This is a genomic window from Paenibacillus sp. FSL L8-0644, assembly GCF_038008165.1.
GTDB classification, from domain to species: Bacteria; Bacillota; Bacilli; order Paenibacillales; family Paenibacillaceae; genus Paenibacillus; species Paenibacillus polymyxa_D.
In genome coordinates, this window is the sequence record NZ_JBBOYN010000001.1 from 2322871 (window position 1) to 2336619 (window position 13749).

Below are 13749 nucleotides of genomic sequence, written 5' to 3' on the forward strand. Positions count from 1 at the left end.
AGCGAGTTTTTGCTGGCGGGATGACTGCTACCCATACCTGGCTCTTCCAAAGGAATACTGTAAAAGATTAATCTGTTGCAGCCACTTTTGGGTATGCATAAATGTTGTGAGCAGAAAAGAGTTAGACGGGTACACTAATCGCAGGAATTCCACCGTTTTGCAACCAATTTGTGTATATTTGAAACATTTGATGATTCTATTGCGTCGGTAAGTATAGAAGCAAAGTAAACATGGAGGTGTATCTCATGAAAAAGAACAAAAGTGTGACAGCTGCCCTGCTTGTCGTCTGCTCATTGGCAGTGGCTACGTCGGCTTCTGCTTTTCTGGATATAAAGGGAGCTGAACAGGAGAAGATCGTAAACTCACTTCAGGACAAAGGAATTATTCAAGGAATAACCAAGGATAAATTTGCACCGGATCAAACGCTCACGTATGCACAAGGAGTACACTTGGTTGTTCGTGCAATGGATCTTCAGGTGATGCCTGATTTCACAACGGGTTCCTTTGCAAACATTCCGGCTTCCGCATGGTATGCTCAGTCCTATCGGATTGCAGCCCAACACCAAATCCCTTTGTCACCAGATATTGATCCAAGCACTCGTATGACAAGAGAACAATTTGCTAATATTCTGTATAAAGCAGTGAGTGCAACGGGTGAATATCCAACTGTCCGTATGTACATTAATGTAGCGGATGGCAAAAAACTAGATCAGGAATCTAACGCAGCAGTTCAATTCCTGCTGTTGACTAAAATTGCAAAATTGGACGAACAGAGCAATTTTAACCCGGATCGTAAAGTAACCCGGATGGAGGCAGCAGAAATGGTCTATAACGCATCCGAATTTGTGCAAAATCATAAACCAGTTGAATCCACTCCTGAAAATCCGGTTGAGCCTGCAGATCCGGTTCACCAAAATAACATTAGTATGAGTATAGAGAAGGCGAATGACCAGCAGAACAAAGTGACAATTACTCGTTTGCAGGCACCTAATCCGGGTTACGGCATTGAAGTGGATCACATCGACTACGTAGGTGATACAAATGCAGTAATTTACTACAAGTTGACTAGTCCAAAGCCAGGGGAAATGAATATTCAGGTCATTACGGATACCCACACAAGTACAATGGTAGACAGTAAGTATAAGGTTACGCTTAAAGCGGTAGATGGAACAGTGCTTCCGCCCACGGGAACAGGCAATTCTGCAGCTAAATAAAATTGCAAGCCATATGTTATAGTTATAAAAAAACCAGCGAGTCTCCAATTTGTGGGGGAGACTTGCTGGTTTTTTTCATGCCAAATGTTCATCGTTACCCTAAGTAATAGGGCTATTCAAGCCTTAAATGCTGACTTTGCCAGTAAGTAAGTCATTTTGCGCAGGAGGCGTAGCAGAGATTGAATCGGATTCTGTTGCAACTGTTCCCGATTGGAGCTGATACATTTGGAAGTAACGCCCGCCTTGGGCCATAAGCTCGTCATGGCTACCCCGTTCAACAATTTCACCCCGATGCAGCACCAAAATTTGGTCCGCACTACGAATGGTGGACAAACGGTGAGCAATGATAAAGGTCGTACGTCCCTTCTTAAGTACCTCAAGAGCGGATTGGATGAGCGCTTCTGTTTCGGTGTCAATATTGGCAGTAGCTTCATCCAGAATTAAAATGGCGGGATCAAAGGCTAGTGCACGAGCGAAGGAAATAAGCTGGCGTTGTCCGGCTGATAAGGTGCTACCTTTCTCAATAACGGGCTCATCGAATCCTTGTGGCAAATGGGCCAACAGTTTGTCGGCTCCAACATCATGCAGCGCTTTATTCACCTGTTCTCTCGTGATTCGGCTGTCTCCGAGACTGACATTGGAGGCTACCGTACCTGTGAACAAATATGGATCTTGAAGAACAATACCCATATAATGGCGAAGCCATTGCTTAGGGATGTCTTTGACAGACGTTCCGTCAATGGTGATCGTTCCTTTTTGCGGATCATAGAACCGGAATAGCAGGTTGATAATCGAACTTTTGCCTGATCCGGTATGTCCGACAAGGGCAACCGTTTGGCCGGGCTGTGCTGTAAAGGAAATATGTTTAAGTACATCATCCTTTTTGTAGGCAAAGGAAACGTCGTTAAACTCTACCTGGCCTTTGTAGCGCGGCATCATGCCGTCGGTCACCGGCTCTCCAGTTTCGTCCATCAACTCAAATACGCGTCCTGAGGATACGATGGAAGTATCCAGTACGGCGAGTTGGTTGACCATACCCGTCATAGGTTGGAACAGTCGTCCCAGCACATCGACGAAGGCATACAATACGCCTAGTGAAACAGCACTACCTGTCGTTCCGAGCGCCTCAGATCCGAAATACCACAACACGACGGCAAAGGCGAGATTTCTCAACACGTTGACTAAATTGTGCGAAGTGAAGGCGTTCAAATTCAGCATTTTATTCTGATGCTTCATATAGTCATCATTCAGTTCTTCAAACTCTTGCTGCGTTTGTTTCTGGTGTCGGAATACGCGAATAATGGACATCCCTTGAATCGATTCATTGATAATCGCATTAATTTCACTGAGTCTGGACCGAATGATCGTATTATAACGGGTGGCAACCTTGCGATACAATACAATCCACAAGATCAGTAACGGTACAATAAACAGAGAGATAAGACCCAGTCTGAAGTCCAGCAAAAAGAGTGCAACATATACTCCTGCCATCGTCACAATCCCAGAAGTGAAATTTGAGAGCACAGCCACAAACAAATCTTTGACTGCCTCAGTGTCATTCGTAACACGGGATACGACTTTGCCTGCAGGCAAGTTATCAAAAAAGTAAACTGGCAACCGCTGGATGTGCGCGTAGAGATCAAGCCGAAGCTTTTGAATGACCTTGTTCGCCGAGGATTGCAGCCAGTATGTTTTGCCAAATTCAGCAAAAATGGAAATAACCAGGAAGAAGCAATACCAACCAATCAGCTGAAAGATACCGGGCATTTCCGGTTTGTAAAAGCTATACAGTTCATCAGCTGTCAGAGCCTTGGCTTCATAGCGAAAGGTGTCGGAGCCGCGTGTCACAGTCAGCGTTCCGTTCGTAAAGGAGCGATTACCGTCAGCCACTTGAACCGAGCCATCCACAAATACGAAAGATTTTCCAACTTGTAAAATCCTCGCTTCACGACCTTTAGTCTCCCCGGACTCAAAGCGATCTTCACGCTTAAAGTGGGTTCCCGCATAGCTTACGGTGCCGTCCACACTAGTTGTTTCATAAAATGGTTTTTCAATAGCGAGCATATGGTCGTCGATCATCGTTTTGGCGATGAAGGGACCAGCCAGCTCGGCGGCTACTCCGATAGCCAAAGCGATGAGAGCGGCGATAAAGCCTGCTTTGCTCGTCAGTGCGTACTGGAATAGTCTTTTGCCGATATTGGGTTTCATTAGGATACCTCCCCTGAGGTCAGATCAGATTCCACTTGTTGCCGTTCATACTGTTGTCGGTACCATCCGTCAGCCTGAAGCAGCTCGCTGTGGGTTCCTTCCTCAATAATGCGTCCTTGTTCCAGCACGACGATCCGGTCTGCATGTTCTACAGCGGAGAGGCGGTGGGTGGAGATCAGGGTCGTTTTACCCGAGCGCTTGCGTCGGATATTGTCAATAATTCTTGCTTCCGTCCGGGCATCTACTGCAGATAGTGCATCGTCTAACAATAGAATATCCGGGTCACCGATAAAGGCACGTGCCAACGAAACGCGCTGCTTCTGGCCGCCGGACAGAGCGATACCTTTTTCTCCGACCAGTGTATCCAGCCCGTCAGACAGGGTACCTAAATCCTGATCGAAGGCAGCAGTACGGATTGCTTCCATAATGTCGTCATCATCTGCATGAGGTTTCCCGAACTGAATGTTCTCGCGCACCGATTTGGAAAACAAAATTTGCTCTTGCGGCACGTAGCCGATCCAGCTGTGTAGTTGTTCTACTGCAATGTCCTCCAAACTTATGCCGGAGATTAAAATATCACCGCTCCCCGTCGGATATTCATGCAGTAGCTGTTTGAGCAGAGTGGATTTCCCGCTGCCGGTTCTACCGACGACGCCTAGCGTTTCTCCGCGTTTGAGCTCCAGACTCACATGTGACAGATTGTCAATAGTAGAGGTAGGGTAACGGAAGGTAACGTCTTTCATCCTGATGGATTCGAGGCGGTCTACTGGAACAGGTTGAGCTGCATCCTGAACGTCTGGCTGGACATCGAGAGTTTCATTGACCCGGTCCAGGGAAGCGCTACCGCGCTGCATAATGTTAATCAGCTCTCCAATGGCAAACATCGGCCAAATCATCATTCCTAGATACATATTAAAGGAGACCAATTCGCCTAGCGTGATATCGTTATGAAATACCAGATAAATACCATACCCGAGTCCAATGACGTAGCTAAGTCCTACACATAAACGGATCGTCGGTTCAAAGAGAGCATCCATCCGGGCGACAGCCAGATTTTTACGAAATACATCGTCAGTAATATCAGCGAAACGCTTTTCGTCCATTCGCTCTTGCACATAGGCGCGAATGACCCGGATACCAGCCACGGATTCCAACACCTGATCGTTCATATCACCAAATGCATCTTGTGCCAGTGTGTAACGCTCATGAACGGCTTTACCGTAAATGCTCATAGCCAGTGCGATAAAAGGTAGGGGCAGGATAGCTGCCAGTGTCAACTTCCAACTGATTAGGGTGCCCATGGCAACTAATACCACGCTCAGATAGACCGTAGAGTCTGTCAGTGTCAGCATGCCGAAGCCCGCTGTACTTGCTACGGAGCGAAGGTCGTTCGTGGCCCGAGCCATCAGATCGCCAGTGCGATTACGTTCAAAAAATGGAGGGGTCATCCGCAGCAGATGATTCATAAAGCGTGTGCGCAGTAAGCGCTCCACCAGATTGGCACCACCAAACAGCTTGTGCATCCATATGTACGTAATGTAGTAGATGACGGCTAGAATGCCTATGATGTACAAAATATAATGCCAAAGTGAGGACCAGGAAATTGAACCGCGCACAATTTCATCAATGGCACTACCTAGCAGCCGAGGTGGAGCAAGCTCCAGTACACCAACAGCTATCAGCAAAAACAGTCCAATGGAGTATCGGCTTCGTTCTCTTTTAAAAAACCAGCTTAAATTTTTAAGTACTGAAAACAAGAGGAATCCCATCCTTTCATGACAAGTTCATTCGAGAGTTGTGTACCATTTTGAAGAAACAACAGGGCTTGCTGCCACAAGTAAGATCCGACAACAGGCACAAAAAAGGCATACCGTCCGCAGACGATATGCCTTAAATCTCAATATCATATGGCGCGCAGGTATTTTCAGCACACTCACCACTGAAAAACTGCTCAAACGCAGGCAGCCACTCGTATTAAACCATACAACGTGAATGGCCCAATTCTGAAGGATGCGACAGGGGAGATGCTCCGGTATGAAGTTGTTGTGTTTGTAGATGTGGGTAAAATGCAATAGGAAATTTTAGCACCGGTAACACTCCTTTCTTCCTCAAAATGGGTTCATTCTAACATGAGTAATCGTTCAAATTGGTAATAAATTTCAAAATGGATCTCGTATGGTTGAATCTTAACACCCTTTTTTGCGAATTGTCAAACCTTTTTCAAAAAAATGTATATGGCTTGTCCAAGAAACTGGCTGGGTTAGGACGGTTGGTGGTCATTCTAAAAAATGCTATGATATAGTTAGCAGACGTCATTGTATAAGGAGATGAGAATAGCGCATGAGCATACAGGTAACTGAACCTGCGGCACAGTGGTATATTAAGGAGCTTGGTTTGAAACGTGGAGATTCGATCCGTTTTTTTGTTCGCTATAGCTCTGGCGGTGGGTTGCATCCAGGCTTTTCTCTGGGAATTGCCGTAGAGCCTCCGCAGCACCCCGTATTACAGCATGAAGCGGCTGGCATTACGTTTTATATGGAGGACCAGGATTACTGGTATCTCAAGGGCCATCATCTGGAAGTTAAGTATTTGGAGGAACATGATGACATTATTTATACCTATGTTGAGGATGGACAAGCTTAGTACTCCACTGTCAATCATAGCGTGCAAATAATTGTTCTTGGACATGAAAAGCGGCGGAGTATCGTGTTACAGGAGATGAACCTGTACATGATGCTCCGCCGCTTTTTTGTGGTTAAGGCGGGTATGTCGTATGTTAAGGGTTGTTAAGTATCGGGCCATCGAGTGCAAAATCAAAATCATCAATGTCGTACACATGTACAGGTACGGAAGCTTCGATAATGCGGTGGATCCAGTCCAATTGATCCGTCAGAATGGGTAATGATTCACGCTGAGCTGTTAACACCAGTTCAGTCTCAATTGGATCAAAATATTCTCCGTAATGTGCTGTATCAACAGCATTAATGATAATGAGTGATGTATTGGCATCGAATAGAATAGGCAAGCTCTTGGCCCAAGGCATCTGAAGCGCACGCCGAATTTTTTTCTGATTCAACGGTTCCTCAAAATAACTGATCAACTCGCTTACCTTCCGCTTCACATGTTGATCGTCCATAGGATTATCCATGAGCGGCTCTGTGCTATCCTGGAATTCGTATAGCTCTAGCAGTGATGTGTAAGGCACCATATATTCCACAGGGGCGGGAGATGTAAGAAGTTGGCCGTATATAGCCACCATTACAGCTTCCGTTACAAATTGTCGAGACATCGGTCAAGCCTCCTGCATTTACCAAATTATGCGATATGAGTATACCACAAAGCGGGACTGAATTCAGCCCGACATGCAGATTGCTATCATTTATTCCTATATTTGTTGTACGAATTTAGCTGCGGCCAATTAACAAGGAAAGCAATCCGGCAGCAATTAGAGGTCCAACAGGAACTCCTTTAAAGAAGGCAACGCCAATGACGGTCCCAATCAGTAGACCTGTCACAATAATGGGCTGTCCAGACATCAAAGTTACTCCGCGGCCGCCAAGGTAGGCTACCAGAATTCCGATACCAATCGCGAGCAGTGATTTCCAGTGCAGGAAGGACTCCATCACCTGATTGATGCTGATTTTACCGCTGGCTAGCGGGGTCATGACCCCAATCGTCAAAATAATAATTCCGATCGTCAGGCCATACTTTTCGAGCCAGGGGAAAGCAGAATGAAAGCTGGTTACCCGCAGCAGCAGTAATACAACCATGGCAATAGTCACGGTAGAGTTGCCACTAACAATCCCAAGACCAGCCAATACCAGTAAGATAAGTGAGCTGTAATCCATACAGATGTTCTCCTTCGTTTATTTAGCTTTGGATATGCTCCGCGATTTGACGCCCGTGCCAGCGGCCTGTTTCAATAAACACTTCATTGGCATTGCTGCCTGAAGCGATGACCCCCGCGACATATATACCTGGGATGTTCGTTTCCATCGTGGCAGGATTAAATTCTGGTTTGTCCAGATCTTCAGCCATATGAACGCCGACAGACTCCAGTAGTTTTCGTTCCGGGTGAAATCCAGTCAGTGCCAGTACAAAATCATTTTCGAGTCGGAATGCTTCAGTGTCCAGCGGAGTGACTACGACATGGTCTGGATGAATTTCGGTAATGCGTGCGCCTAAATGCAGCGTGATCTTCCCTTTTTGTACCATACTGTCAAACAGTGGACGAACCCACGGCTTGATGTATTGGGACAACTCGCTTCGACGATATACCATATCAATCGTAGCTCCGACCCGCACTAATTCCATCGCAGCATCTACCGCAGAGTTACTGCCACCGATAACTGCAACCCGGGTTCCTGTGTAGGGATGGGCTTCGCTGAAATAGTGAGTGACTTTATCCAATTGTTCCCCGGGAATGCCCAAATAGTTCGGATGATCAAAATATCCTGTAGCCACAACGACATAGCGTGACGAATACGTTTTGGTTATTTCTCCTTTGCTCAGGGTATGTACAGTAAATGTACCGTCATCCTGGCGATGAATAGACTGGGCCTCCTCATAATGCTGAATGTTCAAGTTATAATGTGTAGCTACCTTACGATAGTACGCCAGTGCTTCATGACGAAAAGGTTTGTCATTAGGGGTACTGAATGGAATATCACCGATTTCAAGTAGTTCAGCGGTGCTAAAAAACTGCATGTTCGTCGGATACAGAAAAATGGAGTGAACGATGTTGCTTTTTTCAATAATGACAGTTTGCAAACCTCTGCGGCTGCATTCGATTGCAGCAGATAGTCCGCAGGGTCCGCCACCGATAATGATTACGTCGTGCATTTGGTTGAACCTCCAGTTGTATTGGTTTATTACGCCAGTTTTGTAGGGTTAACATTATTTTGACGATTAAAAACGGATCTCAGGATTGAAGCAAATCGCTCAGTATGTGAGAAGTTTTCAAATAATAATCCTACCGCAATGCGAACACAATATCCAGCCGTTTTCAGAAAAGATGACAGACGGTGAAGATTGACAGCCACATTTAGTGAACATATAATTAGATATATATCTAATTTATGTGATTGAATTCGTTTGCATAGCAAGTATGTACTAGTGAAAAGAGGTGCAATAACGATGCAACTGGATAAAATGGTCAATTATCATAAAGCACTTGCTGATCCAACGCGAATGCGGATACTACTTCTTTTGTCCTGTGGGGAGATGCATGGCCAAGCTTTGGCGAAAAAGCTGAATTTGTCCCAACCGACTGTTACGCATCATGCTTCCAAACTTCGTGAGACTGGGTTGATTAAGGAACGACGTGATAAAAACACGGTGTATTTTACACTGAATCCAGAATTGATCCGGCAGCATGCCGAGGCGACGGTGCGATTTATTTTCGAAAAAGGAGAGGGGGAGGAAGAGATGTCAGAGTTGAATGAAACGCTGGAGGCATCGGTCTTACGCAATTTTTTTTCCAAGGACGGCAAGTTGCGCCAAATCCCTGCGCAGTATAAGAAAAAATTGATCGTACTTCAGATGCTGGCAGAAAAGCTGGAGCCAGGCCGCATGTATCCTGAACGTGAATTAAACGAGTGGATCAAGCAATACCATGAGGATTTTGCAACGATTCGGCGTGAGCTGATTATGCATCAGTTTATGTACAGGGAACGGGAAATGTACGAATTGAACCCGCGTGAGATGTGGACGCGCTGGGATCAGGTACGCTAAACGAAACTTGACAAAGATTTCAAAAAAGTTTCGTAGCTGCCTTGACAGACAATTGATGGACTTGTATGATAAAGGAAATTTTAGGAGGAGGCGATGTTATATGCGTACGAACATGAATGGATGGGTTCAGCAGCAGAATGACTTGTCTCCCGCACGGACAATGCACAGTTAAAGACTGTATAGATCTATAGTCTTGGCTTAGCAGTTGGTTGGACAGTAGAACCAACAAAATCCGCAGGGAGTGATTCCCTGCGGATTTTTTATGGTTAGGCGTCTTGTTATCCAGTTGTTGGTTCTGGGGAGTGGTCTGTGAGAGACTGCTTGCTTAAGTGAACGAACGGATCGCATCGACCTGAATCGTATACCCTCCGCAGGGAAACCCCTGCGGATTTTTCGCGTTGTTCGCATGCGGGGAGAAAATGTACACCTATCAAATAACATTACGATCAAAAATGAACAATGAATTCAGGAGGAAAACAATGAGTATACATGAATACGGTTGGTCTGATTACTGGAACGTTTTTTGGGACCAATGGAAGCAAGGCTTTGAGGAACGCACAGGAAATACACAGGTACGTCCTGCTCGCTTGATTGCCGATTACGGACAAAAGGTGAAGCTTATCACAATGGATGGAGAACGCTGGGGAGTGTCTTCAGGTAAGCTACGACATGCTGTTGTCGATCCGGCGGAAATGCCTGCTGTAGGGGACTGGCTAGCAATCACTACGCCAGATGAAGTGTCGGATGCAGTAATTCATGCCGTCTTGCCGCGGAAAAGTCGAATATCTAGACAGGCAGCGGGCTTTGAGACGAGGGAGCAGCTGATCGCTACCAATGTGGATACGCTGTTCCTTGTTAATGCGCTGAATCATGATTTTAATATGCGCAGACTGGAACGGTATTTAATTATGGCTTGGAACAGCGGGGTAAACCCGGTTGTCGTTTTGAGTAAGAGTGACCTTTGTGAAGATGTCGAACAACGGGTTGCTGAAGCGGAGGGAGTTGCCCCTGGTGTACCTGTTATCGTTATTTCTGCTTTGCAGAATGAAGGCAGAGAGCAACTGGAGACGTTTCTTCAGCCTGGCTCTACAGTTGCTTTGACAGGCTCTTCCGGTAGTGGCAAATCCACGATAGTAAACTGGCTCTCCGAGTCTGAGGTTCAACTGACACAGGATGTGAGGGAGGAAGACAGTCGGGGCAGGCACACAACCACTCACCGACAGCTTTTTCCTATCGCAAAGCAAGCCGTTTTGCTGGATACACCTGGTATGCGCGAGCTTAATCTATGGGATGATTCCATGGGTGTCGCTCATACCTTTACGGATATCATGGAAACGGCGCAGCAATGCCGTTTTGCAGATTGCAAGCATAAGGGAGAAGCTGGATGTGCAGTGGAGGAAGCTATAGAGAGAGGGGAATTGTCGGAATCCAGAGTGAACAATTATCGCAAAATGCAGCGGGAACTGGAATATCAGGCGCGTAAGGAAGCAGACCGGCGCAGGAAAGATAGCCGTTCAAGCACAACCCCGGGGCGTAGGGATCAGCGAAGTGGCTGGCGACGTGATGTGGAGTGGTGAGCCGAACTGCAGTGAAGTATCAAATGTAAAAATATACGAAAATCTATGTTGTAGTCGGCATATGGTATAAAGGGGTGAATATATGCCGAACTACAGCATTGTGGTGGATTTATCGGATCGTCGTTTATATTTGAAGGATGGAGATCAGATTGTCCTTAATTATCCAGTCGGTATTGGCAAGCTGGCTACACAGACACCGCATGGGCAATTTACGATTATTAACAAACAACCTAATCCGGGCGGACCTTTCGGAGCGTTCTGGATGGGGCTGTCCAAGCCGCATTATGGCATTCACGGCACCAATGAGCCATGGTCCATTGGCAAGATGGTGTCACATGGCTGCATTCGAATGCAGAATAAGGATGTGCTTGAGCTTCAGGAGAGGGTAAGTATAGGCACGCCAGTCACGATACAGCCGTAGCGGCTAGACGACATGAGACTCTGTATCTACTCATACGTGGAAACCGCGTCATAGACTGTATCTGTGAAGCGTATTTCATGGCGAACGGCCGTAACTTTAAGTTAGATGCTGCGTTTAGTTACGATTTGGGTTGGATAGGGATACGGGCTTCAATCTGTTTGGAGCCCTCTTTTTCGTCTGCAGATTTGACTAACGGTCCCGAAAGACGTTCTCCTTGTGTACCATACGCCTGTTTGGCGTTGGTCCACATATCTTCGTTTGGTTCGAAACTTATGACTATGATGTAGCGGTTGGCAAGGCTCGGCTTTTTGACCCTCATGCTGAAGGAGCCGTCAGGCATAACTTTGGTTTGATCATCGTAGCCAAACTGCCATCGTCCCGGAAAATCAATCTTGAGTTTGACGTCCGACCCTTCCAGCAAATTGCTGCGCGCATATACATGATAATAGTTACCCTCTTGCTTCACATCAGGCTTAATCCACACTTGAGGGCTGCCGTAGTCCTTAGGTTTGTTCCAGACGGGCTTAACTAAAGGGGTATTGCGTTCTTGTTCAGGATCAAATTCAGCCCCAATCCGAACTTCATACAGAAGCTGTTTGTTTTCTTCGTATTGATATACATAAGGACCTTCCAATTTGTTGCCACCGCTGCCATACAGATTTCGTATTTCATTGTCTTGGTCATCTGGACGGAACAGAACAGTCAGATCCATACTGCCCTGTATTCCGGGGCGTTGTACCTGGAGTACAAAACTTCCGTCCTTTTGAACGGTTGTCTCATCCGTGTACCCAGTTAACAGGGAGTTTTTGACCGCAAGATTCCCTTTGATCCGTGCTCCGGCCGGGAGGTTGGAATGTCCTGTAACCTTCACGGTATTTTTATCAATGCTGACGCCACCTGATATTTCGACATAGCTGCTGCCTTGCTGATGGACAGGTGTATGATTGGCAGCTCGTTCATCAAGGGATGATGCACCTTGGTTGGGATTACCCGTTACGGTGTAGGCACGTGCTTCAGCTTCATGTTGGGCTATACTCCGGGTTGAAGCTTTTTCCCTGCTGCATGCAGCCAGCATCGTTAGAATTAAGAATGCGAATAAAAGGTTGCAGACTATTTTGGTAATCATGTGTTTACTCATGGTTTTTGTTCGCTCCTTGTCCATAGCTTCCAGGCTTAACGTGATAAAATTATCGAAACTTTATGTATTTACCCTTATTAAAGGGTATGTAATCCCGCCTGCTTTATCCTATAAGGAACGTACCTGTTTAAACAACAGGCAGAATGGTTAAAAATGGATAGCCTGATCATCCCCTTGAAAAGCAGGGGCAGCTTGCTGTAAAGGAGCCTGAGTCATATGTCCATTGACCGTTTTATCTTAAAAAAGCTGGACAACTGCCGGGAAGAGCATACACGCGCTAATTTACTAGAACTGTTTAGAATACGGATTGAGAAGGCGCAGAATAAGGAACGAGGCGGTAAAAAAGGTTATCGCAGAATACTTTAAATAAAGTCTGATCAATCCATAAGCTGCGGTAAGTCACATGTATCATGTTTTAAAGCTGCTGATATGGAGAGGGTGCTGAAATGTCCCTCTCTTTTTTGTGTGTCTAAAGTGGACAAAAAAAAGTCCCTCTTAATAGAGGGACAATGCCAATGAATCATTTTCACTAACACTATGCAGGATGGCTTCACAACCGACAATCTCTATACTGATCAAAGAGTTAAGGCATTTTTGAAGGGCACGCTTGCCGCTGGAGATTTTATTCTCCAAAGTGTTACTTAGAAGTTTTAATGTTTTTTGTACTGGTTGCTTATTTTCTTGATTGAAGTATACGGGAATACGTTTGTTTTGAAATGTAATTAATGTTCTCACAAAAATCACCTCGCCTGAGTTATTTCATGGCTTAATTGTAGTGCCCGTTTCTTAAAATTACCTTAAAAACACCTTATAAAAACATAAAGGTCTGAAAAATTTACAAAGTGTTCACAACAATCTAGGTAACAATCGAATTTAGTTCTAACTAATCGACAAAATGACGTATATACCCATATTAGAACCGATCCAATACATATTATTGATACCAATGACTCTACTAATATGAGAAAATATGACCAAAGTCACTATTTTATTTTTGGAGTGGGTATTTTGTAACAAATTGACAGTCTAATAGTCGGATGCTACAGTTACGATAGCCATATTTCCGTGGAAATAGGCTTTTTGCGTGAACTTTGCTATATATTAAGGATCGGGAGGGATGACAGATGATCCTGACCGTGCTTTCAGGACGACAGGAAACAGAGTGGTTTGACATCGAGGTAGCTGATGAATACTCGGTGGAACATTTAAAGCTGATGCTGGGTGTGCGCATTTTCGGCGAGCCTCCGGCGGAAGGCATGCAATATATTATGGAAGCAAAGTTCCCGGAAGGGCTCTGGTTCAGGGTGGGAGATAACCAGCTACTTACAGGATCCGGCTTGCGGGAAGGCTGTACTGTGCGTATTCAGCGCGCTTTTTCGACAACTCAGGACGAAGCGCCTGTGTATGGAAGGCGTTCTCTGTTTCAAAATGAAAAAAATGGGTAAATACACACATGAA

At 45.6% G+C, this 13749-nt stretch carries 14 protein-coding genes; 7 read left to right on the plus strand and 7 right to left on the minus strand.

Features of this window, described 5'->3' with window-relative positions; all coding sequences use genetic code 11:
* Positions 1 to 245: 245 nt before the first annotated feature.
* The gene (locus NSS94_RS10690; protein ID WP_340955245.1) at positions 246 to 1214 is read left to right on the plus strand and encodes an S-layer homology domain-containing protein; all 969 of its coding nucleotides are present in this window, start codon (positions 246 to 248) and stop codon (positions 1212 to 1214) included.
* A gap of 123 nt (positions 1215 to 1337) precedes the next feature.
* Here NSS94_RS10690 and NSS94_RS10695 read toward each other — a convergent pair whose 3' ends face one another.
* Both NSS94_RS10695 and NSS94_RS10700 read right to left on the minus strand, forming a co-directional pair.
* Positions 1338 to 3422 (minus strand): ABC transporter ATP-binding protein, encoded by a 2085-nt coding sequence (locus NSS94_RS10695; RefSeq protein WP_340955247.1) that lies wholly within the window; start codon positions 3420 to 3422, stop codon positions 1338 to 1340.
* Entirely contained in the window at positions 3422 to 5179 is a 1758-nt protein-coding gene (locus tag NSS94_RS10700; RefSeq protein ID WP_318626636.1) for an ABC transporter ATP-binding protein, read from the minus strand. The genes NSS94_RS10695 and NSS94_RS10700 overlap by 1 nt, the downstream gene beginning before the upstream one ends.
* A gap of 583 nt (positions 5180 to 5762) precedes the next feature.
* Between NSS94_RS10700 and NSS94_RS10705 the strand changes: the two genes are divergently transcribed.
* Positions 5763 to 6065 (plus strand): HesB/YadR/YfhF family protein, encoded by a 303-nt coding sequence (locus tag NSS94_RS10705; RefSeq protein WP_039273555.1) that lies wholly within the window; start codon positions 5763 to 5765, stop codon positions 6063 to 6065.
* Positions 6066 to 6198: 133 nt separating this feature from the next.
* Here NSS94_RS10705 and NSS94_RS10710 read toward each other — a convergent pair whose 3' ends face one another.
* From NSS94_RS10710 to NSS94_RS10720, 3 genes are all read right to left on the minus strand, one after another.
* Positions 6199 to 6711 carry a hypothetical protein gene (locus NSS94_RS10710; protein WP_039273552.1) on the minus strand — a complete coding sequence of 171 codons (513 nt, stop codon included), beginning with the start codon at positions 6709 to 6711 and terminating at the stop codon, positions 6199 to 6201.
* Between the two features lie 115 nt (positions 6712 to 6826).
* Positions 6827 to 7270, minus strand: coding sequence for a DUF441 domain-containing protein (locus NSS94_RS10715; protein WP_039273550.1), 444 nt, complete (start codon positions 7268 to 7270; stop codon positions 6827 to 6829).
* A 22-nt stretch (positions 7271 to 7292) separates the two neighbouring features.
* A complete protein-coding gene (locus NSS94_RS10720; protein ID WP_029517056.1) occupies positions 7293 to 8264 on the minus strand; it encodes a YpdA family putative bacillithiol disulfide reductase in 972 nt (323 codons plus the stop codon).
* A gap of 294 nt (positions 8265 to 8558) precedes the next feature.
* Here NSS94_RS10720 and NSS94_RS10725 point away from each other — a divergent pair, with 294 nt between their 5' ends.
* The 3 genes from NSS94_RS10725 (at position 8559) to NSS94_RS10735 (ending at position 11153) form a co-directional block, all read left to right on the plus strand.
* Positions 8559 to 9155 carry a DUF2087 domain-containing protein gene (locus NSS94_RS10725; RefSeq protein WP_029517057.1) on the plus strand — a complete coding sequence of 199 codons (597 nt, stop codon included), beginning with the start codon at positions 8559 to 8561 and terminating at the stop codon, positions 9153 to 9155.
* Positions 9156 to 9634: 479 nt separating this feature from the next.
* Positions 9635 to 10732, plus strand: coding sequence for a ribosome small subunit-dependent GTPase A (gene rsgA / locus NSS94_RS10730; RefSeq protein ID WP_029517058.1), 1098 nt, complete (start codon positions 9635 to 9637; stop codon positions 10730 to 10732).
* An 82-nt stretch (positions 10733 to 10814) separates the two neighbouring features.
* On the plus strand, positions 10815 to 11153 hold the full coding sequence (locus NSS94_RS10735; protein WP_029517059.1) for a L,D-transpeptidase: 339 nt from the start codon (positions 10815 to 10817) through the stop codon (positions 11151 to 11153).
* Between the two features lie 118 nt (positions 11154 to 11271).
* Here NSS94_RS10735 and NSS94_RS10740 read toward each other — a convergent pair whose 3' ends face one another.
* Entirely contained in the window at positions 11272 to 12291 is a 1020-nt protein-coding gene (locus NSS94_RS10740; RefSeq protein ID WP_209018285.1) for a flagellar motor protein MotB, read from the minus strand.
* A 216-nt stretch (positions 12292 to 12507) separates the two neighbouring features.
* On the opposite strand from NSS94_RS10740, the gene NSS94_RS10745 reads away from it, so the two are divergent.
* Positions 12508 to 12657, plus strand: coding sequence for a hypothetical protein (locus NSS94_RS10745; RefSeq protein WP_023988262.1), 150 nt, complete (start codon positions 12508 to 12510; stop codon positions 12655 to 12657).
* A 129-nt stretch (positions 12658 to 12786) separates the two neighbouring features.
* On the opposite strand, the gene NSS94_RS10750 is transcribed toward NSS94_RS10745, so the two are convergent.
* Positions 12787 to 13026: a hypothetical protein gene (locus NSS94_RS10750; protein WP_013370782.1), complete on the minus strand. Its 240-nt coding sequence runs from the start codon at positions 13024 to 13026 to the stop codon at positions 12787 to 12789.
* A gap of 389 nt (positions 13027 to 13415) precedes the next feature.
* On the opposite strand from NSS94_RS10750, the gene NSS94_RS10755 reads away from it, so the two are divergent.
* Entirely contained in the window at positions 13416 to 13736 is a 321-nt protein-coding gene (locus NSS94_RS10755; RefSeq protein WP_029517061.1) for a hypothetical protein, read from the plus strand.
* Positions 13737 to 13749 lie beyond the last annotated feature (13 nt).